A 23,247-nucleotide genomic window follows, 5' to 3' on the forward strand; every position below is an offset into this window, starting at 1 on the left:
GCCGTGTGATGTCTTACATCTTGCAGTCGGCAGCGTAGACGTCGCTGTGGTTCTCAAGGGCGACACCGATGATCTTGTTGGTGAAGACATCGCCTTCCTTGATGACCTCACGCGCGTAGATCGTCTGGATCGGGTGGTGGTTCGGCCCGAACTTGAACGCGCCCCGCGTGCTGTCGAAATCGGCGGCCCGAAGCGCCTCGCGGAAGGCATCGGCGTCCGAAACTTCGGCTTTCTCAAGTGCCGACAGGATCAGGTTGGCTGTGTCAAAGCCCTGGCTCGCGTAAAGCGACGGCAAACGCCCATATTCCGCCTGGAAGCTCTCGACAAAGGCAGCGTTGGTCGGGTTGTCGATATCCTTGTTCCACTGGCTGGTGTTCACCACGCCAAGCGCCGCATCGCCCACCGCTTGCAGGATGCCCTGATCAAAGCTGAAGGCTGGGCCCACGACGGGCAGATCGACACCGCTGTCGGCATATTGCTTGAGGAAGGAAATCCCCATCCCGCCAGGCAGGAAGAAGAACACGCTGTCGGCACCAGAGGCGCGGATCTGCGCGATCTCGGCGGCATAGTCGGTCTGACCAAGCTGGGTGTAAACCTCGCCCGCCAGCTCGCCCTTGAACATGCGCTTGAACCCGGTCAGCGCGTCCTGGCCCGCCGGATAGTTCGGCGCGAGGATGAAGGTGTTGGAATAGCCTGCGGATGTCGCATAAGCGCCCGCCGCTTCGTGCAGGTTGTCGTTTTGCCATGCCACGTTGAAGTAGTTTTGATGGCAGCCCTGTCCCGCGAGCGCCGAGGGGCCCGCGTTCGGCGACAGGTAGAACTTGCCCTGCGCGGTGACGCTCGGGATCACGGCCATTGCGAGGTTGGACCAGATGATCCCGGTCAAGATATCAACGCGCTCGGACTGGACCATCTTGTCAGCCAGTTGCACGGCGATGTCGGGCTTTTGCTGGTCGTCCTCGATGACCACTTCGATGTCATCCCGGCCCGACTGGCCGATGGCCAGCATGAAGCCATCCCGCACGTCAATGCCAAGGCCCGCGCCGCCGCCGGACAGGGTGGTGATCATGCCGATCTTCGTTTCGGCAAAGGCGGATGTCGCGCCGATTGCCAAGGCCGCTGTGGCCATCAATAGCTTTTTCATGTGGTTCTCCCCGTTGTGATCGCTCTGTTTGATCGACGCGTTCTGTCCGCCGGGTTGGTGGTGCACGTCTGATCCAGAACATTTTATTCTTAAATGTGTTGAACAAAGCGCACCGAAAAACAAGACAGCAGAGCGAATAACTTCCGTCGTGCCGATGCTAAGTGCGCGCTGGAACGATCCCTGCGGGCAAAGACGTCGGGCCAATCGGCAGGGCGAATTGAGATCGAACGGCCGATGACCGGGTGGTCAGTCTTTGAAAGACCACCCGGAAGCTTTCACCTGATCCGTATGCGCGCCCAACGTGGGCGCGGTCCTGTCCAACGCAAGGGTCGACGTGCTGAAGGTTATGGGCGTACGAACACCCGGAACGCCCTCGGGCATGATCTTCATCCCGCGATGAATGATCTGCGGATCGTCGAACACTTCGCCAACCGTGTTGATCGGTGACGAGGCTACCTGCTTGGCCTTCAACGCCTCAAGCAAATCCGCCTTCGTCATCTTCGCCGTTTCGGCTTTGAGCATCGCGATCAGTTCGTCGCGGTGCTGCACGCGCTGCGCGTTGGTCCGGAACTCCGGGTTCTCGCCAATGTCCGGTCGTCCCACAATCTCGCAAAGCCCCTGGAACTGGCGGTCATTGCCAGACGCGATGATGATGTCGCCATCCGAAGTCGGGAAGACCTCGTAAGGCACGATATTCGGGTGCTGGTTGCCCATGCGATTGGGGGACTCGCCGGTCACAAGGAAATTCATCGCCTGATTGACCAGACACCCGGTGCCCGCATCGAGCAGGCTCATGTCGATATGCTGGCCCAAACCCGTCTTGTCGCGTTCGCGCAGGGCGGCCTGTATCCCGATCACGGCGTAAAGCCCGGTGTAAATGTCGGTGACAGCAACACCCACCTTTTGCGGTTCTCCCTTGGGGTCACCCGTGATTGACATCAGCCCGGACAGCCCTTGCACAAGGTAGTCATAACCTGCGCGTTCGGCGTAGGGACCGGTTTGGCCGAAGCCGGTGATCGAACAGTAGATCAGGCCGGGATTGGCCGCAGACAGGCTGGAATAGTCCAGCCCGTACTTGGTCAGCCCGCCCACCTTGAAGTTCTCGATCAGCACATCCGCCTCGCGGGCGAGGTCTTGCACAAAGGCGCGGCCTTCCTCGGTCGTCAGATCCGCCGTGACCGAATATTTGCCCCGGTTGCAGCTGTAGAAATAGGCGGCTGACGGCGTGTCCTCACCCTCGCGTTCAATAAACGGAGGCCCCCAAGTGCGGGTGTCGTCGCCCTTGGGGCTTTCCACCTTGATCACGGTTGCGCCAAGGTCGGCCAGCGTCTGACCGACAATTGGCCCGGCAAGGATGCGGGCCAATTCAAGAACTTTCAAACCTTCCAGCGGTGCTGACATCAGAAGAACGCCTGCAACCCTGTCTGTGCCCGGCCAAGGATGAGAGCGTGCACGTCATGGGTGCCCTCGTAGGTGTTGACCGTTTCAAGGTTCTGCGCGTGGCGCATGACGTGGTATTCCGCCATGATCCCGTTGCCACCATGCATGTCGCGGGCATTGCGCGCGATGTCCAAAGCCTTGCCACAATTGTTGCGCTTGATCAGGCTGATCGCCTCGGGCGCTGCGGTGCCAGCGTCGAGCATCCGGCCCACTTGCAACGCCGCGTGCAGGCCCAGAGTGATCTCGGTCTGCATATCGGCGAGTTTCTTCTGGAAAAGCTGCGTCTGTGCCAGCGGCTTTCCAAATTGCGTCCGGTCCAAACCGTACTGACGTGCGCGGTGCCAGCTGTCCTCAGCCGCCCCCATCACGCCCCAAGCGATGCCATAGCGCGCGCGGTTCAGACAGCCGAACGGACCTTTCAGGCCTTCGACACCCGGCAGCAACGCGTCTTCACCAACCTCGACATCCTTCATTACGATCTCGCCGGTGATCGACGCGCGCAATGACAGCTTGCCGTTGATCTTGGGCGCGCTGAGGCCTTTCATGCCTTTCTCAAGGACGAAGCCCCGGATCGCGCCGCCATGCGCTTCAGACTTGGCCCAGACGACGAACACATCCGCGATCGGGCTGTTCGAGATCCACATCTTGGCGCCATTGATGATGTAGCCACCGTCGGTTTTCTTGGCGACGGTCTTCATTCCCGCAGGGTCGGACCCGGCATCGGGTTCGGTCAGACCAAAGCACCCGACCAGCGTGCCTGCAGCCAGACCGGGCAGGTATTTCTTGCGCTGCTCGTCGCTTCCATAGGCGTGGATCGGATACATCACGAGGGAGCTTTGTACGCTCATCATCGACCGATACCCGCTGTCGATGCGTTCGACTTCGCGGGCGACAAGGCCATAGCTCACATATCCCGCGCCCAGACCGCCGAACTCTTCGGGGATGGTCACACCCAACAGACCCATCTCGCCCATCTCGGCGAAAATCTCGGGCGCGACACCTTCGTTCAGGTACATGTCTGTCACGCGCGGCAGCAGCTTGTCTTTTGCATACGCCGCCGCACTGTCCGCGATCATGCGCTCTTCTTCGGACAGAGCCGCGCTCAGACCCAGAGGGTCCTGCCAGTCGAATTTGGCGAGTGAGGGTCCGTGACCCGCGTGTGACGCATCAAGCATGTCCATGCTCCTCTTTCATGTCATTGGCGGCAGCCGATCCGGCGATGTGCCCCAGAACCGTCGCTGCCAGCAGCCCATTGCCGGATAGATACCCGCTATCACCGGAACCTGAAACACCCACCGCAGCACCTCCCGCCGCAAAGAGGTTTTTCAAGACGCCACCGTCGGTTTTGCAGACGCGGGCGTCTTGATCGACGCGCAAACCACCCTGCGTGTGGAACAAGGCTCCGGTCACCTTCACCGCACAGTAAGGCGGTTTGAGCGGTTCGCCAAGGAAGCTGCGTCCAAAAACGTCAGGCCCGTCGGTGGGAATCCTGGTGATCGTCTGCGTCAACGCGTCTTTAGGAAGGCCCGTGACCTCGGCCAGTTTGGTCAAAGTGTCGGCGGTGCGGATTGCGCCGATGGCCTCGGCATCCTTGAAGTCCTGAAACTGCCGCGCGATGCCTGCGATGCGGCTGTCAAAGATCGTCCAGGCGATGCCCTCGGGTTGGGCGAGCACCGCGCGGGCTGCCTCAGAGTAGCCCTGGCTCTCGTCCCAGAATCGCGCGCCATTCAGGTTTACCTGCACCCCGCCTTGCGTGATCACCGCCCAGGTGATCAGGATGCCCTGCGGGTGCGCGACATTGCCGTGGCTTTGATAGGCACCCAGATGCAGGGTTTCCGCCCCAAGCGCCTCGCCCCATGTCACCGCGTCGCCCTGATTGTAGTCATGCCCGAACCAGACCGCGTTTTCGATCTCTGGCATGAATTTGCGGACCATTGCGCGGTTGCCGCCATAGCCGTTGCAGGCAAGGATCAGAGTGCCGCAGCCCACATCTTCCGTACCGTTCGGCCCCTCCAACCGTACGCCTTTGACGATGTCGCCCTCCGCAAAGAGAGATGTCGCGCGGCGGTTGCAGATGATGTCGATCCCCTGCGCCTCACAGGCGGTGCGCAGCCTGTCGATCAACTCGCGCCCCGCGCGGGTGGGAAGCCCGTGCATGCGTCTGCGCGAATGGCCGGGATAGTCGAAATCGGTGACGACCGAGAAGGGAAGGTCGAACTTGTCCGCCAGCCATTCGATCACTGTGCCCGACTTTTCTGCCAGCAGATCAACAAGATCCTGCGGGTTCTCACCCTTGGCCTTCTTCTGGATGTCCTGTGCGAACAACTCCGGAGTGTCCTCGATCCCAGCCTCCCGCTGAAACCGCGTGCCCGCTGCAGGGATCAAACCGGCAGACAGAGCGGTAGATCCCGAGGGTGCAGCATCCGCCTCGACCACCAGAACTTCAGCCCCGGCATCGTTGGCGGTCAGCGCCGCAACCAGACCACACGCCCCCGCGCCGACGATCAGGATCGGCACGTCCAGATCGAACCCGGTGTCGGGGGGCGGCAAGATCGACATGGCTCAGTTGCGCCCGCCGGACTCGTAATGTTTGCCGAGGGCCAGCATCTCGTCGGTGCCCAGCCGGTCGTTCAACCCGCTGAAATCGAACATCCGGTCGGCAAAAGCGCGGTTGCTGCCGGTATCCTTCAGGCTCTGGTAATAGCTTTCAGCCGTATGCGCCAAGGCGCGGACGATCCCGCCGGGGAAGATCACGATTGAGAACCCAAGGTCGTTCAGGAAAGCCGCATTCTGGATCGGTGTCGCGCCGCCTTCGACCATATTCACCAGCAACGGCACACGATCCTTGAACCGCTCTGTCACGGTTCTCATCTCGTCCACCGACCGCAGCGCTTCGATGAACAGCGCATCGGCCCCTGCTTCGACATAAGCCTCGGCCCGATCGATTGCGGCCTCAAACCCTTCGACAGCCACCGCATCGGTCCGGGCAATGATCAGGGTCTCATCGCTGGCCCGTGCATCTGCCATCGCGGCGATCTTGCCGACCATTTCTGTCGTCGGGATGATGGACTTTTCGGCCAGATGCCCGCAGCGCTTCGGATAGGTCTGATCCTCGACCTGCAACGCATTGGCCCCGGCGCGTTCATAGAGCCGCATGGTCCGTTGCGCGTTCAGCGCATTGCCGAACCCTGTATCGGCGTCAATGATCACCGGGATGTCCACGCGGTCGCGGATCAGCGCCATCGTGTCGGTCATTTCGCTGACCGAGGTGAGGCCAATGTCCGGACGACCCAGCCGCGTATAGGCCACCGCCGCGCCGCTGAGATACAGCGCTTCGAACCCGGCTTGTGCCGCAAGCGCCGCCGTCAGGGCGTCGTAAACACCCGGCGCGACAAGGATCTCGTCAGAGGCAAGGCGGGTTTTCAGGCTCATGTCAGGGTTTCCAGCATCTCGGCGCAGGTCACATTCGGGCAGACCGACGCAAGGGACAACAGCGTGGCGTCGTGCACCTCCTGTTTGAAGGCGGCACAGCCATCGGAAAGCAGGATCGTGTGCAGGTTCCGCAGATGTGCATCGCGTACCGTGCTGGCGACCCCGCCATTGGTTACGATCCCGCCGATGATCAGCGTGTCAATGTTGAGTGCCCGCAGGATGTATTCCAGCCGCGTCTGGTACAGCGCGGAATAGGCCACCTTTTCAATGGTGTAGTCCGCCGGGGCCAAAGCATCGACCAAGTTGTGCCCGAACTTGCCGGGAGCAAAGTCGCCTTTGCCAAGAAAGGGGCGCAGCTCTTTCAGGTGCGGTGCAATAAGCGGTTCATCATTCGGTCCCGGCACCAGCGTGAACTGCGCACTGATATAGGTGCCACCCTTGGCGCGCAGCACGTCCACAACGGGCTTGATCCGGGCGGGCAGGGCGGTGATCGCCTCGGCCGTCTGTCCGGCGCGGCCATAGGCACCTTCGGGGTGCAGAAAGTCGTTCTGCAGGTCGATGGTCAGAAGGGCCGTGCGCTTTGGGTCGATGGTGTGGGCCATGTCTCAGTCCTCATCCCGTGTGATGATGGTGTTCCCGCAGGTGTCGACCCTGGCGGTCAGGCCGGGATCGACCAGCACGGTGGTGTCCGGCTGTACGAGGATCGCGGGGCCTTTGACCTCGGCGCCGACGGGAAGGGCAAGGCGGTTGTAAATCGCGGTGTCGAACCACGTATCGCCGAAATGCACCTTGCGGCTTCCGGTATGGGCGGCCTCGACGGACCCGCCCTTGGGGGCCAGCGTGGTCAGATCGAACTTTGGTCGCCGTCCGATGACGGCGGTGCGCAGGTTCATCACCCGACGCGTGCCGTTCTTCAGGAGCCGCCCATAGGTGGCTTGGTAGGCCGCATCAAACGCGGCTTCGACCTCGGTAATCGTGGGCGCTGTCACAGTGGTGCCTTCGACCTTGATCGGTAGGGGCACAGCGACAGTATGGGTCTGTCCGACATAGGCCATGTCCAATTCAATCACGATATCGCGCGCCTCGAACCGGGATTGCGCAGCATCGAGCAGAGCCATCCCATCGTCGATATGTTTCTGCATCACCTCGCGCAGCGCGTCGGTGTCGAGCGTTGCGGTCAGAGAGTTGATCGTCTGCACGAAATCCTGCCGCATGTCGGCAATCACACAGCCCATAGCACTGGTCACACCGGGATAGCGCGGGACGATTGCGCTGCCGATGCCGACCTCTTTCAGGATCGCGCCTGTGTGCAGCGCGCCACCGCCACCGAAGGGCATGAAGGCGAACCGCTTGGGGTCGAACCCCCGTTCGATGCTGACCAGACGGATTGCGCCCGCCATGCGCGAATTGGCGACGCGCAGAATGGCTTCGGCGGCCTCGATTGTGGTCAGGCCAAGCTTTGATCCGACATGGATGTCGATGGCCTTGGCGGCGGCGTCCACATCCAGACGGTCAAGCTTGCCGCCGATGGGATTGTTCGGGTCGATCCGGCCAAGGACCACATTCGCATCCGTCACAGTCGGGCGGTCATTGCCCTGACCATAGGCCACCGGGCCGGGGGTCGACCCTGCGCTTTCCGGGCCGATGTTCAGCAAGCCACCCTTGTCGACCCACGCGATGGAGCCGCCACCGGCACCAATCGTCGTGATCTCGATCATCGGGTTGCGCACCACCATGCCGAAGTCGATGGAGGTCTGTGGCGACAGCATGGACTGCCCTTTGGCGATCAGCGCCACGTCAAAACTTGTGCCACCCATGTCACCGGTGATGACGTTCTCAAAACCCGCCGTCGTCGCGATATGCCCGGCAGCGATCACGCCAGCAGCGGGACCGGACAGCGCCGTGCGGATCGGCAGGCGGCAGGCGGTGTCGGTGCCCATGACGCCGCCATTCGACTGCACGATCATGAACTCGCCACCGAACCCGCCTTTGGTCAGAGCCTGATCCAATCGGTTGATATAGCCCGACACTTCGGGTTGCAGGTAGGCGTTCAGCGCGGTGGTCGAGAAACGTTCGAACTCGCGGATTTCCGGCAGGATTTCCGACGAACAGCTCACATGGTCATTGGGCCACGTGGCGCGGACCACCTCAACAGCCTTGGCCTCGTTCTCGGCATTGGCATAAGCGTTGGCGAAGAGGATCGCGACGGCCAAACAGCCTTCGTCGATCAATTGTTGGGCGGCGGCCCTGACCGAGTCCAGATCGACGGGCGTGCGGATCGTGCCATCGGCCAGAGTCCGTTCCGGCACCTCAAGGCGCAGATTGCGCGGCACAACAGGCTCGAAATCGCCGCGCAGGCCCCAAGTGCGGGGCCTGTCGCGGCGGCGCATTTCAAGAACGTCGCGGAGTCCGTGAGTGGTGATCACGCCGATCTTTGCGCCTTTGCGCTCGAGCAGAGCATTGGTTCCGGCGGTGGTGCCATGCACAACCGCCGCGACGGTAGATAGGTCATCGACCTGCTGGCCGATCCCATCCAAAAAACCGCCCGACTGGTCGGGACGGGTCGTGGGCACCTTTGCGACGGTCGCAGTGCCGGTGGCCTCGTCGAGCACGAACACGTCGGTGAATGTGCCGCCGACATCGACGCCGATCATCTTGCTCATGCCGCGACCTCTTTCCATGCGGGGCCGTAAAGCTCGGTCGCTTTGTCCGGTGTCAGGTATCCCAGCGCCACGTCGCGGGCGACTGCGCTTGCATCCCGGTCGGACGCTGCGCCGTAGCCACCTCCACCTGGGGTGTCGAGGCGCACCGCCTGTCCTTTAGTCAGCTTGATCCCGAGCATTTTCGACGCCAGCGGCGGGGTCTTCCACCCATCCGCTTGTTCGTAGTGAAACACGTTCATCGCCCCCGTGCCGCCGCCTTGAACACCTTGGGGCGCGAAACGGCCACGCTCACCGAAAAGAAACGCCTCGGCGTTTTCCTCCAGCACTTCGATCTCGTAGGTCGCGCCCAATCCGCCGCGATGCGCACCCGCGCCCGCGCTGTCGGGGCGCAGCGCCCATTGGCGGAACATGATGGGATAGGCCGCTTCGAGGATCTCCATTGGCGGTATCGTTGCGGTAGAAATCGGCGCGTTGCCGTGGTTTAGGCCATCGGACTCGCTGCTGCCGCCATGTCCGCCGCCGTAGAAGCTGAACATCACCCAGCGCTGGCCATTCGCCCGCTTGCCCGCGATGGACAGCGCATTGATCGTGCCATAGGCGTTGGCGACGACGCGGTCGGGCGCGGCTTGGGATGCGGCGCTGAAGATCACGTCGATCATGCGCAGGATGGTTTCGGTGTAGCCGCCGACAGGGGCGGGGAATTCTGCCGACAGAAGCGACCCGTCCGGCACACGCACATCAATCGGGCGCATGACACCGGCATTGGCGGGCAGGTCGGGGAAGATGTGTTTGATCGCGACATAGGCGGTCGCCACGGCGGTCGGGTAGGCGATGTTCACCGGGCCAGCTGTCACAGGTGCGGTGCCCTCGAAATCAAGAACCATCCGGTCGCCCTTGATCTCAAGCGCGACCTGGATCGGCAGGGCAACATCGGTGATCCCGTCATTGTCGAGGTAATCCACCGCCTCCCAGCGCCCATCGGGCAGACCCGACAGTTCCGAACGCATCAGCGTCTCCGCCCGGTCGCCCAAGGCGCTTAAAGCCGCAGACACGGTCTCGGCTCCGTATTCATCCAGCAATTCGTCCAGTCGCTTCACACCGAGGTCCAAAGCGCCCAACTGCCCGTTCAGATCACCCATTGCCGATTGCGGCAGGCGGGTGTTGCGCAAGAGTATGTCGATGATGTCCTGCTGGATCACGCCTGCGCGGGCCAGCTTGACCGGCGGCAGGATGAACGCCTCTTGAAAGGCTTCGGTGGCAGAGGGGTTGTAATTTCCGGGAACGGCACCGCCGACATCGTGCCAGTGGCCGACACTGGCGAGGTAGCAGAACAGCTCCCCGTCGCGGAAATACGGGCGCACCAGCCGCATGTCGGACAGGTGCGTGCCGCCCATATGGGCGTCGTTGAAGATGTAGATGTCGCCATCCGCCAAATCACCGGCCTCGGCGGCTTTGTCGATTACTGCTTTCACGGCAAAGGCCATGACCCCGACAAAGATCGGCAGACCGGATTTGCCCTGTACCAGCGTGTCGCCGCTCTCCGCATCGTAAAAACCGTGCGAAGCGTCATGCGCTTCGGCGATGATCGGGTTAAAGGCGGCGCGGAACAGGGTCGCGTCCATTTCGTCGGCGATCTGCTCCATCCGTCCAGCCAGAACGGCCAGCGTGATCGGGTCGATGGCAGCACTCATTTTGCGCGCACCTCTGCCATGTCGTTCCAGACGTCCTGGCGAACGATCTTGCCTCCGGAAATTTCGAAACGGTCGATGAACCGGATGCCTTCGAACGGGGTACCGTCCATCCATTCACCGTAAAGCGTGCCGCGCGCGTAGACGACAGCGACACCGCCGCTGTGCATCGCGTCGAACCCGTCATAGGTTTTCTTGACGAACTTGTAGCGGCCCCTGGACCAGTCGATCAGTTCGGACAACTGCGTCATCGGCTGGGTCGCCGGGAACACCATCTGGAACCCGTCGCCCAGCATCCCCTGCGCGGTGTCCAGGTCGCGGGCTTCCATCGCGGCGAGGTAATCGCGCACGATTTGGGCGGGATCGGGCAGGGCTGGGGCCGGTTGGCGGTGCTGACCGCCACGGGCATAGGCCTCGGACGGGTATTCGTGCAGCATCACGGTGATGGCTTCATCGGGAGCGGGAACGACAAATCGAATCGCATCTGTGAGGGCCGAAGTCAGGCGGGATTTCTCGGTGGGGCTGTATCCTTGAAGGATGTGCGCTTCCACGATTGGCATATGACCCTCCCCAAAATCTGCACTTTTCATATAACAGGTTTTGGTATATTGAAAGACCAACAAACGAAGAATCTTCGCCGGATCATCCACTGGCCGCGAGGATCGCCAACCAACAGGGGCCGCGCTGCCGTGACATTGAACGCGCATTCCGGACTTCCAGAAGGCGGTAAGGCCCGCAGGGTTTACCTGTTGCTGCGCGACGAAATTTCAAATGGTGTTTTCAAGGATGGTGTTCGGCTTCCCGGTGAGCATAAGCTGGCAGAGCAGTTCGACGTGTCCCGCATCACCATCCGTCGCGCGCTCGAGGCGCTGGCTGCCGATGGCTGGATCGAGAAAAAGACGGGTGCTGGGTCGGTTGTGCGCGCGCAGGAGCAGGTCGGTCATCGCCTGTCGGCCGATTTCGCAACGCTGATCCCGCATCTCGTCGAGATGGACCGCAAGACAACCGCGCGGCTGTTGTCCTTTTCCTACGACAGCGCGCCTGCTGCTGTTGCCGAAGCGTTGGGCATCCCCGAAGGTGCGGATGTGCAAAAGGCGGTGCGGGTCCGCTCGTCGGGCGGTCAGCCCTTTTCGCACCTCACAACGTATGTGCCCAAAGAGATCGCCGTCAGCTACGACGAAGCTGACCTTGCAACACAGCCGCTTTTCCGTCTGCTTGAACGCAGCGGCGTGAGCGTCAGCAGCGCCCACCAGACCGTGACCGCAGCTCTTGCCACGCCCGATGTAGCGGACGCCTTGGAGGTCTCGGTTGGATCGCCGCTCTTATTCGTGCAGCGCATCGTGCGCGATGCAAACGGGCAGGGGGTCGAACACCTGTCCGCGCTCTACCGACCAGATCTGTTCCGGCTCGAAATGAGCCTCGCGCGGGTCGGTGCAGGTGAAGCGCGGCATTGGGAACCTGTGATCGGAGGGGCATCGAAATGATCGCCCGCCGTCTTCTCGACAAGCTGTGGGAGAGCCACGAAATCCTGCGCCGTGAAGACGGGACAAGTCTGCTTTGGGTGGATCGCCATCTGGTCCACGAAGGCTCGCACCACGCCTTTGCCAAGATCGCAGAGCGGGGCGTGCCGGTGGCCGAACCGGGCCTGACCTTTGGGGTGGCCGATCACTATGCGCCGACGCGCGGCGGTCCTGCAACGGACGCGATAGCGCGGATGATCGCGACGCTGGCGTCGAACACCGCGAGACACGGGATCACCTGCTTTGGCCTCGAAGATCCACGTCAGGGCATTGTGCATGTGATCGGACCGGAACAAGGGCTGACCCTGCCGGGGCTGCTGATCAATTGCGGGGACAGCCATACGTCCACCCACGGGGCTTTCGGGGCCCTGGCCTTTGGCATCGGCGCGACCGAAGTGGCCCACGTGCTGGCGACGCAGACGGTCTGGCAGAAAAAGCCCAAGGCGATGCGGATTAACGTGACCGGGCGGCTTGGGCCGGGAGTTGGCGCTAAGGATCTTGCTCTCGCTTGGATTGCCAAGCTGGGCGCGGATGGCGCGCGGGGGCATGCCATCGAATATACCGGGCCTGCGGTACGCTCCTTATCGATGGAAGGGCGCATGACGCTCTGCAATCTCTCCATCGAAGGTGGAGCCCGGTTCGGGATGATCGCGCCGGATGAGACTACCTTTGCCTACGTCACAGGGCGTCCCTTCGCGCCCAGCGGAGACGATTGGGATCGCGCAGTCGACCTTTGGTCCGAACTGCCGTCCGACGCGGATGCGGCGTTTGAAACCGAAGTGACGATGGACGCGTCCGAGATCGCGCCCATCGTGACTTGGGGCACAACGCCGGAAGACGCCTTGCCCGTCACTGCGACAATTCCCGACCCCGCCCATATGCAAGGCAGCGCGGCCGAACGTGCGCGAAACGCGCTGGATTACATGGGGCTCACGCCGGGGCGCAAGCTGACCGAGATCGCTGTGGATCAGGTGTTTATCGGGTCGTGCACCAATGCCCGCATCGAAGACCTGCGCGCGGCGGCGGCGGTGCTGGCCGGGCGACGGGCCAAGGTTCCGGGGATCGTCTCGCCCGGATCGCAACTGGTCAAAGCACAGGCCGAAGCAGAAGGCCTGGACCGAATCTTTGTCGACGCAGGCCTAGATTGGGTCGGGTCTGGCTGTTCGATGTGTGCCGCGATGAACGGCGACCTTGTGGAGCCGGGCATGCGTTGCGCCTCGACCACCAACCGCAATTTCCGCGGCCGGCAGGGGCGTGGGTCGCGGACGCATCTCATGTCGCCCGCGATGGTGGCGGCAGCGGCTGTGACCGGGCATCTGACCGATGTGCGCGAGCTTCTGAAAGAGCGGGAGGTCGCATGAGCGGTTGGCGCACACATAGCGGTCTTGCCGTCGCTTTGGACCGACAGAACGTGGACACCGACCAGTTGATCCCGGCGCGGTTCATGTCGACGCCCCGGTCTGCAGGCTATGGCGATTTCCTGCTGCACGACATGCGCAAGGACAGCAACGGCACATCTGTGCCCGACTTCCCCCTGAACACCGTTCCGAACGCCAGCGTCCTGATCTCACGCCGGAATTTCGGCAGCGGGTCGTCGCGCGAGGCGGCGGTTTATGCACTGGTCGATTTCGGCATCCGCGTCGTCATCGCCCCCAGCTTTGGCGACATCTTCGCCAGCAATTCGGTGAACAACGGCCTTCTGCCCGCCCACGTTTCAGAGGCAGAGGTCGATACGGCCATGGCCACCTTGGCGGGCGGCGCAAAAGAGGTGACGGTTGACCTGACCGACAAGACAATTCGTCTGGGCAATACCACAATCGAGTTCACGCTGGATGATGTCTGGCAGCAGAAACTTATCAACGGTTGGGACGATATCGACCTGACCCAAAACCACCAAAAGGCCATTTCGGAATTCCGTACGCGACACGTGGCGGGCATGCCGTGGGCCATACCAGTCCAACAGAACGACTTCAGGAGCGCGGGGCGGGACACCGTTTCGCAGTAACACAGGCCATGACAGGCCGAAGGGTGTAGGAGGAACTATCTATGAACATGAACCTTTTGAAAGGCTGCGTCGCCGGTGGCGTCATGCTGGGCACAGTGGCGCAGGCGCAAGAAACAATCACGGCGGTGCATGCGTTTCCCGAAACGCTGATCTATACGCAAAGCTTCCTGTCCTTCGTGGACAAGGTGAACGCGGCAGGTGAAGGCGTGATCCAGATCGAAGTGCGCGGCGGCCCCGAAGCCATCGGCATGTTCCAGCAACCCGACGCGGTACGCGACGGCATCGTGGACATGGTCTACACGCCGGGATCGTTCTATGGCGGTGCGCTGCCCGAGAAGGACGCGCTTGTGGCGTCAAACCTGACGGCGGTCGAGACCCGCGAAAACGGCGGGATCGAGCTGATCGACCAGATCCATCAGGAACGTATGGGCCTTAAGTATCTTGGCTGGTTCGACAGCGGCGTGTGCTACAACCTCTGGACTCGCGATGAGCCGTCGTTCGACGCCGATGGCAACCTCGAAGTGGATGGTCTGCGCCTGCGCGGCAACGCGGTATATAACGCGTTCTTCACCAATTACCTTCAGGCACAGGTGATCGACCTGCCCACAGGCGAGGTGTATTCCGCGCTCCAGAACGGTGTGGTGGACGCAACAGGCTGGACCCAGATCGGCCTGATCGACCTCAAGTGGAATGAATTCCTGAACTACCGGATTGAGCCGTGCTTCTTCTCGACCGATCTTGGGGTGATCGTGAACCAGGAAACATGGGACGGGCTGAGCGACGAGGCCAAGACCATTCTTCAGGACACCGCAATCCAGCACGAGATCGACAGCGTGAACGCGCTGCGCACCAAGAGGGACGAGGATTTCGCTGCGCTTGATGCTGCTGGTATGAAGGTGGTCGAACTCGAGGGGGAGGCGAAAGCCAACTACCTTGCCGCTGCGCGTGAAACCACATGGGCGCGGATGAAAGAGCTGATGGAAGCAGAGCCGCAGTCGGTTGCGAGCTATGACGACCTGATCGCCAAGTTCTACGATCCGGCCGCAGACAACTAAGACCAAAGGGCCGGGGGTTTGGACTCCCGGCCCAACTCAATTGAACGGATGACCCCATGCGCGCCGTGACCCGCGTCTATGACGCCCTGCTTTACACGATGGCCTTCATCGCAGCCGTGACCTTGGTCTGGCTGATGGTGTCGGTGGTCGTTTCCGTCCTGATGCGCAATCTGGGGCTTCAGCCCTTTGCATGGCTGTTCACCTCAGCCGAATACGGCATTCTTTACATGACCATGCTCGGTGCGCCTTGGCTGGTGCGCGAAAAGGGGCATGTACACATCGAACTGGTCACCGCCGCCCTGCCGCCTGCCTTGCGACGCTTCGTGAGCCGCATGGTCGCAGCACTATGTGTGCTCGTGTGCGTGATCCTAGCGTGGTACGGGCTGCAGCTTTTCCTGACCAATATCGAGCGCAACAACTACGATGTGCGCGCCTATTACTATCCCCGTTGGCTGCTGACCGTGACCTTTCCCATCGCCTTTTCTGTGATGGCGATCGAGTTCTCGCGGTTCGTGTTCGGGTCTGACCTCATGCACTCGGGTGAAGCGGGGATTCACGAATAATGGAATGGTTCGAAGCGCTTGGTCTGCTGGTCGGCAGCATCATGCTCCTCATGGCGATCGGCATGCCCGTCGCGCTGGCGTTCCTTGCCGCCAATATCATCGGTGCGTGGGTGTTCATGGGCGGCGACCGTGGGGTCGTCGCGCTGCTGAACAACGGATGGGGCGCGCTGACAATCTTTGCGCTGGTGCCGATCCCGCTGTTCCTGCTGATGGGCGAGATCTTTTTCCAGACCGGTCTCGGCGGACGCATGTTCTCGGCCATCGACAAGCTGCTGGGACGGCTGCCGGGGCGTCTGAGCTATGTCACCGTTCTTGGCGGCACCGGGTTTTCCACGCTGTCTGGATCGTCGATGGGGTCTACCGCGCTGCTCGGGTCATTGATGGTGCCCGAGATGAACCGCCGCGGCTACAAGAGCCACATGTCCATCGGTCCGATCCTTGGGACCGGCGGTCTGGCGATCATCATTCCACCCTCTGCGCTGGCGGTGCTGCTGGCGACACTCGCCAAGATCGACGTGGGCGCGTTGCTGATCGCGGGCGTGATACCCGGTCTGATCCTTGCCGGCTTTTACGTTGCAACAATCTACATCCAGACCCGGATCGACCCGGAAGCGGCCCCAGCCTATGACGTGGAGCCGATGACCGCTGGCGAAAAAATCGGCATTCTGATGCGCGACGTGGTGCCGATGATCGGTCTCATGGTCGTTATTGTCATCATGATGATCAACGGCATCGTCACCCCGTCGGAAGCCGCCGCTTTTGGGGCGCTGGGCGTGCTGATCCTTGCCGCGCTGTATCGCTGCCTGACATGGGACTCGATCAAGAAATCCGTCCGTGGCGCGCTGCGTGTGACCCTGATGGCCTATCTGATCGTTTTCGGGTCCGCGACCTTCAGCCAGCTTCTGGCTTTTTCCGGGGCGTCGAAGGGTCTGATCAACTGGGCGACAGGTTTTGACCTCGACCCGACGCTGATGCTCTTGGTGATGTTCGGGGTGCTCCTGCTTCTTGGCATGTTCATGGAGCAGATTTCGATCATGCTGCTGACCGTGCCGATCTTTTTCCCACTGGCGCAAACACTCGGATTCGATCCGATCTGGTTCGGTCTAATCATGCTCCTTTCGCTCGAGATCAGCTTTACGACGCCGCCGTTTGGTCTGCTGCTTTTCGTGATGAAGGGCGTGGCCCCGCCAAATACGACGATGCGCGAGATCTACCGCGCCGCGTTTCCATTCATCCTTTGCTCGCTGATGGTCGTTGCGCTGCTGATCCTTTTCCCACCTCTGGCAACATGGTTGCCGGGACTCGGTTAGAGGCGCTGGCCCTACCTGAAAAGCAGAGTGCTCTTGGGCTCAAAAAGGAGCTGAGGGCTGTACTTTTGGGCAACCGCAATCGGTGTTGTGAAATTCGGGATGGTCGGTAAGGACATCAAGCGCCCAATAAATGGGCATTTAGCAAGATTTTTGTGCGGTGAGGCGCGGGAAGCGTTGCTGTGCCTTGCACTCCGTCCGGCGCTGCGCAAGCTTGAGCCATGTCTGAACACTCTGTCTTCGATGAAATGTGGGGCCGTGATGCGCAGCTTCGCGCACCCTACCAAAATTTTTTCGATTGGTTCGATCAGGAAGATCCCAAGCGATTGCGTGCAAAAAACCGCGAGGCGGAAGACCTGTTCCGCCTGACGGGCATCACTTTCAACGTTTATGGCCGATCCGAAGCTGAAGAGCGTCTGATCCCCTTCGACATCATCCCGCGGATCATTTCAGGCTCCGAATGGGCCAAACTGTCTCGCGGGATCGAACAGCGGGTGCGGGCGATCAACGCCTTTCTGCATGACATCTACCATACCCAGGAAATCCTGAAGGCCGGGCGCATCCCGCGTGAGATGATCTCACAGAACGAAGCATTCCAGCCCAAGATGATCGGCGTCGACGTGCCGGGCGGGGTCTATACCCATATTGTGGGTATCGACCTCGTCTGCACCGGACCGGGGGAGTTCTACGTTCTCGAAGACAACGCCCGCACCCCGTCGGGTGTGAGCTACATGCTCGAAAACCGGGAAACCATGTTGCAGATGTTCCCAGAGCTTTTCTCGAAGAACCGGGTTCAACCCGTGCAGCAATACCCGATTGACTTGCGTCGGTCGCTGGCCGCCTGCGCACCGAACATGACGGATGCAGAGCCAACCGTTGCCGTGCTGACACCGGGGATCTACAACTCGGCCTATTTCGAACACGCGTTCCTTGCCGATCAGATGGGCGTTGAACTTGTCGAAGGGCATGACCTTCGCGTGGTGGACGGGCGTGTCGCGATGCGCACGACGAACGGGTACAAGCCCATCGATGTTCTGTATCGTCGCGTGGATGATGACTTCCTCGATCCGCTGAACTTCAATCCCGAAAGCCAGCTTGGTGTGCCAGGGATCATGGATGTCTACCGCGCCGGTGGGATCACCATCGCCAACGCGCCGGGCACTGGGATTTCCGACGACAAGGCGATCTATTCCTACATGCCGGAAATTGTCGAATTCTACACAGGCGAACGGCCATTGCTGCAGAACGTCCCGACATGGCGGTGTTCGGAACCCAACTCGCTGGCTCATGTGCTCGACAACCTTGAAGACCTTGTCGTGAAAGAGGTGCATGGATCAGGCGGCTACGGCATGCTGATCGGTCCGACCGCGACGAAGAAAGAGATCTCGGCTTTCCGCAAGAAGCTCAAGGCGCGTCCGAAGAACTATATTGCGCAACCCACGCTCAGCCTGTCCACTGTTCCGATTTTCGCCAAGGCCGGTCTCACCCCGCGCCATGTCGATCTGCGTCCCTATGTGCTGGTCAGCCCGGATGGGATCAAGATCACGCCCGGTGGCCTGACGCGGGTAGCACTCAAAAAGGGGTCCTTGGTGGTGAACTCGTCGCAAGGCGGTGGCACGAAAGACACCTGGGTTCTGGAGGAATAGCGGCATGCTGGGAAAAACCGCAAATGGCCTCTTCTGGATGTACCGTTACATGGAGAGGGCCGAGAACACCGCGCGTCTGATCGAAACGGGGCAACGGATTGCGCTGACACGGCTCAACCAGACCGATGACGAATGGGCTTCTGTGTTGCAGTCCGCCGATTGTCTCTATGGTTTTCGCGCAGCCCATGACGAGATGTCCCGCGATCTGGCCGTCGACTGGATGTTGCGTAGCAAGGACAACCCGTCGTCGATCCTGTCCAGCGTGAATGCCGCACGTCAGAACGCGCGTCTGGTGCGGACGGCGATCACCGGTGAAGTCTGGGAGGCCGTGAACTCGGCTTACATGGCGCTGAAAACGGCACTGGCGCGCAAAGTGTCAGAGCGCGATCTGCCCAGCACGTTGCGCCTGATCCGTCATCACGCGGCCTTGGTGCGTGGTGTGACTCACGGCACGATGCTGCGCAACGACATCTACGATTTTGCCCGACTGGGCACGTTTCTGGAACGCGCCGACAACACCGCCCGTATCCTTGACGTGAAATACTATGTCCTGCTGCCGTCGGCGCGTGCCGTCGGAACGTCACTCGACAATGTGCAGTGGGAATCGATCTTGCGGTCTGTCTCGGCCAAGGGCGGGTTCCGCATGGAATATGGTGCGGGGGGCGGACCAAGAGAGATCGCTGCGTTCCTGATCCTCGACAAGCGCATGCCACGATCCCTTGCGTTCTGCGCCAGCAAGCTGTGTGACAACCTGAACTATCTGGGCAATGAGGACGACGCAGGAGCGGCTTCCCGCGCACGGGTTGGTGCATTGGAAAACGGGCTGTTGTCCCAGAGTATTGATGATATCTTCGACTTCGGATTGCACGAGTTCCTGCAGAAAACCCTTGAGGAACTGTCAAGCATCTCGCGCCAGATCGAACAGGATTTCCGGTTTTATGCCTAGGCCATACCAAGACTGCACGGCATGCGCCTGAAGATTGACCACACGACGGTGTATCGGTTCGAAACGCCGGTGGTTTACGGTTTGCAGCAACTGCGCAAGACGCCGAAATCGTCGTACAATCAGTCAGTTCTTGGATGGCATACCCGCATTGACGGTGGCCGTAAGGAAGTCACGTTCGAGGATCATCACCATAACACGACCGAACTGATCAGCTTTGATCCCAACATTACCGAATTGTCGGTTTCAAGCGCGGGTGAGGTCGAGATTACGGATAACGCCGGTATTCTGGGGCCGCATCACGGTATGACCCCGCTCTGGCTTTATCAGATGAACACTTCCCTCACCGAAGCCGGGCCGGGAACGCGGGCTCTGGTCAAGGGGATGACCGCCGACGCGGGGATATCTGAACTCCACGACTTGTCCGATCGCATCCGGTCGCAGGTCTCCTATACCCTTGGTGCATCGTCACCGAATTGGAGCGCGGAAGACGCGATCGCGGCCGGGCAGGGGGTGTGTCAGGATCACACCCATATCATGCTCGCCTGTGCGCGGGCGCTGAAACTGCCGGCGCGCTATGCCAGTGGCTATCTGATGCTGAACGAAACAACGATCCAGGACGCGATGCACGCCTGGGCCGAAGTGCATGTGGAAGGCCTGGGTTGGGTCGGGTTCGATGTCTCGAACGGTGTTTCGCCCGACACACGCTATGTGCGCGTCGCAACAGGGCTGGACTATTCCGATGCTGCGCCGATAACTGGTACGCGGATTGGCGGAGTGAACGAAGAGTTGCACGTCAGCATCCACGTGGTTCAGCAGTAAAGGCACGCCTCAAGTGACATATTGCGTTGGAATGATGCTTCGCAGCGGTTTGGTGTTCATGTCGGACACGCGCACCAATGCCGGGTTGGACAACATCTCGACCTTCAAGAAGATGACCATCTGGGAAGAACCGGGCGAGCGCGTTCTGACGCTCATGTCCGCGGGCAATCTTGCGACCACGCAAGCTGTCGTCAGTCTTCTGGACGAACGCAGCAAACATCCCGAGGACCGTACGCCGTCGCTGATGCGGGCCCCGTCGATGTTTCAGGCCGCCTGCATGGTCGGCGATACGCTGCGCGAGGTCATCAAGGGGCTGCGCGATGGCGGGCAACGCGCGGAAACCAGCTTTGAGGCAACGCTGATCCTAGGCGGCCAGATTGCCGGAAACCCGCCACGCCTGTTCCTGATCTACCCGCAGGGCAATTTCATCGAGGCAGGGGAAGACACGCCGTTCTTCCAGATCGGTGAGATCAAGTATGGGCGCCCGATCCTTGTCCGGGCCTATGATCCCGATATCACTTTTGCCGAGGCATTGAAGCTGCTGCTTGTCAGTTTCAACTCCACGCTCAAGGCAAACCTGTCCGTGGGCGCGCCGCTCGATTACTTCTGCTACAAAACGGACAGTCTTGAGAAAAAGCATGTCGGTCGTGTCGAAGCCGACAACCCGGAGTTTCAGGCGATCTCAACTCAATGGGGCAATGCGCTTAAGCAGGCGCTTGATACGTTGCCCGACGTTCATCTGAACACGAACTGAACCAAAAAGCCGAGAGTCCTGTCATGCCCATGAGCCCCGTTATCTGCGTCGGCGGTGAAAACCTCATTGATCACGTCACCCGCGATGGAGAGGTCTCGGCCCTTGCCGGTGGATCGCCGTTCAACGTCGCCATGGCGCTGGGGCGGCAACAGGCCGACGTGCATTACCTGACGCCGATCTCGACCAATTCCTGGGGCGATATTCTGGCCGATACTCTGATCGCCTCCGGCGTGACGCTCGCTGGTGGCCGTGTCGACGCGCCGACAACCATTGCCCGCGTGACCGTGACGAAGGGCATTCCATCCTACGTGTTCGAACGTGATGGCACCGCAGAGCGCAGCGTCACCGCCGCATCGCTCGCCGCCGCCATGCCCGGAGCCACCCGGGCCCTGCACACCGGGTCTTTGGCGTTGACAGATGGGGCCGATGCTGATGCTTGGGAAGAGACCTGCACTGGGGCCTACGCCTCTGGAACGCTGGTCTCGCTCGACCCGAATGTGCGCCTGTCCGTCATCACCGACATCGCCACCTACCGTGCGCGCATATTCCGCATGATGAAAGCCACACATGTTCTGAAACTCAGTGATGAAGACCTCGAAGGTCTGTGTCCTGACATGCCGCAGGACCAAGCACTCGCCCATGTGCGCAGCCAGACATCCGCATCCCTTTTGGTGATGACCAAAGGTCCCGAAGGCGCCATCGCGATGCGCGGCGATCACACTGTCACGATACCAGCGCCTCCGGTGCCGGGTCTTGTTGATACGGTTGGGGCAGGTGACACGTTCATGGCAACGCTGCTGGCCGGTCTGGCACGGACCGATGCACTAGCGCCCAACGCACTGGATCATCTCGATGCTGCGCAGGTCGAGGCCCTGATCCGCCGCGCAGGTATGGCCGCTGCCATCAATTGCAGCCGCGCCGGATGCAACCCGCCCACTCTGCAAGAGCTTGACGCGGCAATGGCATCTGCGGTCTGAACCAATGGACCTCTATCTCGATACCGCGGACCAGGACGCTTGGGCAGACCTTATGCCCAGCGGTCTTTTCCGGGGTATCACAACCAACCCGCTGCTCGCCCACCGCGCGGGTCTGACCTATCCGTCGATCAACTGGGCCGACATGGCGCACCGCGCCCGTGACCTGGGCGCGCAAGAGCTGCACGCTCAGGTCTATGGCCCGGTGGAAACCTATCTCGATTGGACCAGCCGCCTTTACGAAGCTGGCGCTGCCGCAGGGCTGCGCACGGTCGTCAAGATCCCGATGACACCCGATGCCCTGAAGGCGGTGCCTGTTGTTCGGGCGCTGGGTGGTCCGATCCTCCTGACAGCCGTCTATGACCCCAAGCAGGTGATCGTCGCCAAGGCGTTGGGCGCCGATTTCGTGGCCCCTTATTTCGGGCGGATGCAGGAGGCTGGTTTGCCCGCCCTTGACCACCTGTCCAAGATGCAGGCGATCGCTGGCGGGACCCCCCGCATCCTTGTCGCATCCCTGAGGACCAGCGACCAGATGGTGTCCCTCGCCGCCTTGGGTCTCGACTGCTTTACTTTGGCCCCGGACATTGCGCGCGGTCTCCTTTCCGATCCGATGACCGAACAGGCGGCCGCCGCATTCGAAGCCGCGGCGGCGGGACGCGATCTATAAAGACAGCCGTCGCTCCTTTGCTCCACCTCTCCGGCGTGGCTTCGGCAGCGCCAGTTCAAGCGGCGTGAGCGGCGCGTCCAACGACGCCTTCAACAGCGCACAGAATTCTGCAACCGCCGGATCGGTCTCCCGAAATGGCGCGGCAGCCATGTAGGCACAGGTGGCTTCGGTCAGGTAACAGGCTTGCGCCGGCAAGCTTCCAAGCCATTGCATATAGCCCAATTGCCCGATTTCCCGCGCCCGTTCTGCCGTGCGGGGATTGACCTGCAACTGGGTCAGTGTTCGTTCGATAGACATAAAAGCGCCCTCCGCGCTGGGACGGGTCGCATTGAGGCCGCACGCATGTTTTGCGCGTTTCGGGCGCAAGGCATCTCGACCTCCGGTGCACCCCGCCCGGGTTCAGTTCACGTAAGATGGCAGGTCTCCTGACTCGCGGGTCATAGTGCGGCTCGCACCTTCCCAGACCAAACGGTCCAGTGGTTTTGCGCGAAGCACTCACCGCTTACAGTTGCGGGGGCAGTCACGGAATTACACCGTATTCCCTATTCGGACAGCGCATCACACGCTGCCCACCATCAACGTTCACTGTCACAGATGATGCGAGTCCAATCAATCTACTTTGTG

Annotated in this window: 22 protein-coding genes and 1 riboswitch; of the genes, 12 read left to right on the top strand and 10 right to left on the bottom strand. The window is 61.1% G+C overall.

The annotated features are described in order from the left end of the window. Window positions 1–13: 13 nt before the first annotated feature. The 9 genes from ACMVPR_RS21080 to ACMVPR_RS21120 all read right to left on the bottom strand — a co-directional run bounded on the left by ACMVPR_RS21080 (window position 14) and on the right by ACMVPR_RS21120 (window position 10,927). Window positions 14–1,144 (bottom strand): ABC transporter substrate-binding protein, encoded by a 1,131-nt coding sequence (locus ACMVPR_RS21080; RefSeq protein WP_416884459.1) that lies wholly within the window; start codon window positions 1,142–1,144, stop codon window positions 14–16. A 246-nt stretch (window positions 1,145–1,390) separates the two neighbouring features. Next, on the bottom strand, window positions 1,391–2,545 hold the full coding sequence (locus ACMVPR_RS21085; protein ID WP_416884460.1) for a CaiB/BaiF CoA transferase family protein: 1,155 nt from the start codon (window positions 2,543–2,545) through the stop codon (window positions 1,391–1,393). Beyond that, complete coding sequence (locus ACMVPR_RS21090; protein WP_300588078.1) at window positions 2,545–3,759, bottom strand: acyl-CoA dehydrogenase; 1,215 nt, start codon at window positions 3,757–3,759, stop codon at window positions 2,545–2,547. The genes ACMVPR_RS21085 and ACMVPR_RS21090 overlap by 1 nt, the downstream gene beginning before the upstream one ends. Then, on the bottom strand, window positions 3,752–5,143 hold the full coding sequence (locus tag ACMVPR_RS21095; protein WP_416884461.1) for an FAD-dependent oxidoreductase: 1,392 nt from the start codon (window positions 5,141–5,143) through the stop codon (window positions 3,752–3,754). Before ACMVPR_RS21095 ends, ACMVPR_RS21090 begins: the two co-directional genes overlap by 8 nt. 3 nt (window positions 5,144–5,146) lie before the next feature. Continuing rightward, window positions 5,147–6,016 (bottom strand): isocitrate lyase/PEP mutase family protein, encoded by an 870-nt coding sequence (locus tag ACMVPR_RS21100; RefSeq protein ID WP_416884462.1) that lies wholly within the window; start codon window positions 6,014–6,016, stop codon window positions 5,147–5,149. Then, the gene (locus ACMVPR_RS21105; RefSeq protein ID WP_416884463.1) at window positions 6,013–6,618 is read right to left on the bottom strand and encodes an isochorismatase family protein; all 606 of its coding nucleotides are present in this window, start codon (window positions 6,616–6,618) and stop codon (window positions 6,013–6,015) included. The genes ACMVPR_RS21100 and ACMVPR_RS21105 overlap by 4 nt, the downstream gene beginning before the upstream one ends. 3 nt (window positions 6,619–6,621) lie before the next feature. Continuing rightward, window positions 6,622–8,679: a hydantoinase/oxoprolinase family protein gene (locus ACMVPR_RS21110; protein WP_416884464.1), complete on the bottom strand. Its 2,058-nt coding sequence runs from the start codon at window positions 8,677–8,679 to the stop codon at window positions 6,622–6,624. Then, window positions 8,676–10,370, bottom strand: a complete 1,695-nt coding sequence (locus tag ACMVPR_RS21115) for a hydantoinase B/oxoprolinase family protein (protein WP_416884465.1) — start codon at window positions 10,368–10,370, stop codon at window positions 8,676–8,678. Before ACMVPR_RS21115 ends, ACMVPR_RS21110 begins: the two co-directional genes overlap by 4 nt. Then, on the bottom strand, window positions 10,367–10,927 hold the full coding sequence (locus tag ACMVPR_RS21120; protein ID WP_416884466.1) for a nuclear transport factor 2 family protein: 561 nt from the start codon (window positions 10,925–10,927) through the stop codon (window positions 10,367–10,369). Before ACMVPR_RS21120 ends, ACMVPR_RS21115 begins: the two co-directional genes overlap by 4 nt. Window positions 10,928–11,056: 129 nt before the next feature. On the opposite strand from ACMVPR_RS21120, the gene ACMVPR_RS21125 reads away from it, so the two are divergent. The 12 genes from ACMVPR_RS21125 to ACMVPR_RS21180 all read left to right on the top strand — a co-directional run bounded on the left by ACMVPR_RS21125 (window position 11,057) and on the right by ACMVPR_RS21180 (window position 22,623). Beyond that, a complete protein-coding gene (locus tag ACMVPR_RS21125) occupies window positions 11,057–11,851 on the top strand; it encodes a GntR family transcriptional regulator (protein ID WP_300588092.1) in 795 nt (264 codons plus the stop codon). Further along, window positions 11,848–13,248, top strand: a complete 1,401-nt coding sequence (gene leuC, locus ACMVPR_RS21130) for a 3-isopropylmalate dehydratase large subunit (protein ID WP_416884467.1) — start codon at window positions 11,848–11,850, stop codon at window positions 13,246–13,248. The genes ACMVPR_RS21125 and leuC overlap by 4 nt, the downstream gene beginning before the upstream one ends. Further along, window positions 13,245–13,892 (top strand): 3-isopropylmalate dehydratase small subunit, encoded by a 648-nt coding sequence (gene leuD, locus ACMVPR_RS21135; RefSeq protein WP_416884468.1) that lies wholly within the window; start codon window positions 13,245–13,247, stop codon window positions 13,890–13,892. Before leuC ends, leuD begins: the two co-directional genes overlap by 4 nt. Window positions 13,893–13,933: 41 nt before the next feature. Continuing rightward, complete coding sequence (gene dctP / locus ACMVPR_RS21140) at window positions 13,934–14,947, top strand: TRAP transporter substrate-binding protein DctP (protein WP_171046114.1); 1,014 nt, start codon at window positions 13,934–13,936, stop codon at window positions 14,945–14,947. 56 nt (window positions 14,948–15,003) lie between these two features. Beyond that, window positions 15,004–15,510, top strand: a complete 507-nt coding sequence (locus ACMVPR_RS21145; RefSeq protein WP_300588100.1) for a TRAP transporter small permease — start codon at window positions 15,004–15,006, stop codon at window positions 15,508–15,510. Next, entirely contained in the window at window positions 15,510–16,820 is a 1,311-nt protein-coding gene (locus ACMVPR_RS21150) for a TRAP transporter large permease (protein WP_416884469.1), read from the top strand. The genes ACMVPR_RS21145 and ACMVPR_RS21150 overlap by 1 nt, the downstream gene beginning before the upstream one ends. 218 nt (window positions 16,821–17,038) lie before the next feature. Beyond that, complete coding sequence (locus ACMVPR_RS21155) at window positions 17,039–18,463, top strand: circularly permuted type 2 ATP-grasp protein (RefSeq protein ID WP_416884470.1); 1,425 nt, start codon at window positions 17,039–17,041, stop codon at window positions 18,461–18,463. Between the two features lie 4 nt (window positions 18,464–18,467). Then, window positions 18,468–19,409 (top strand): alpha-E domain-containing protein, encoded by a 942-nt coding sequence (locus ACMVPR_RS21160; protein ID WP_416884471.1) that lies wholly within the window; start codon window positions 18,468–18,470, stop codon window positions 19,407–19,409. A 21-nt stretch (window positions 19,410–19,430) separates the two neighbouring features. Further along, window positions 19,431–20,228 (top strand): transglutaminase family protein, encoded by a 798-nt coding sequence (locus ACMVPR_RS21165; RefSeq protein WP_416884472.1) that lies wholly within the window; start codon window positions 19,431–19,433, stop codon window positions 20,226–20,228. Between the two features lie 31 nt (window positions 20,229–20,259). After that, on the top strand, window positions 20,260–20,982 hold the full coding sequence (locus tag ACMVPR_RS21170) for a peptidase (RefSeq protein ID WP_416884473.1): 723 nt from the start codon (window positions 20,260–20,262) through the stop codon (window positions 20,980–20,982). 23 nt (window positions 20,983–21,005) lie between these two features. Next, entirely contained in the window at window positions 21,006–21,959 is a 954-nt protein-coding gene (locus ACMVPR_RS21175; protein ID WP_416884474.1) for a carbohydrate kinase family protein, read from the top strand. Window positions 21,960–21,963: 4 nt separating this feature from the next. Then, the gene (locus tag ACMVPR_RS21180) at window positions 21,964–22,623 is read left to right on the top strand and encodes a transaldolase family protein (protein ID WP_416884475.1); all 660 of its coding nucleotides are present in this window, start codon (window positions 21,964–21,966) and stop codon (window positions 22,621–22,623) included. Here the strand turns inward: ACMVPR_RS21180 and ACMVPR_RS21185 are convergent. Then, entirely contained in the window at window positions 22,618–22,920 is a 303-nt protein-coding gene (locus ACMVPR_RS21185; protein WP_416884476.1) for a hypothetical protein, read from the bottom strand. The genes ACMVPR_RS21180 and ACMVPR_RS21185 overlap by 6 nt on opposite strands. A gap of 100 nt (window positions 22,921–23,020) precedes the next feature. Beyond that, window positions 23,021–23,215: riboswitch (cobalamin riboswitch) on the bottom strand. Between the last annotated feature and the right edge of the window lie 32 nt (window positions 23,216–23,247).

The organism is Marivita sp. (assembly GCF_048006345.1).
Taxonomy (GTDB): Bacteria; Pseudomonadota; Alphaproteobacteria; order Rhodobacterales; family Rhodobacteraceae; genus Marivita.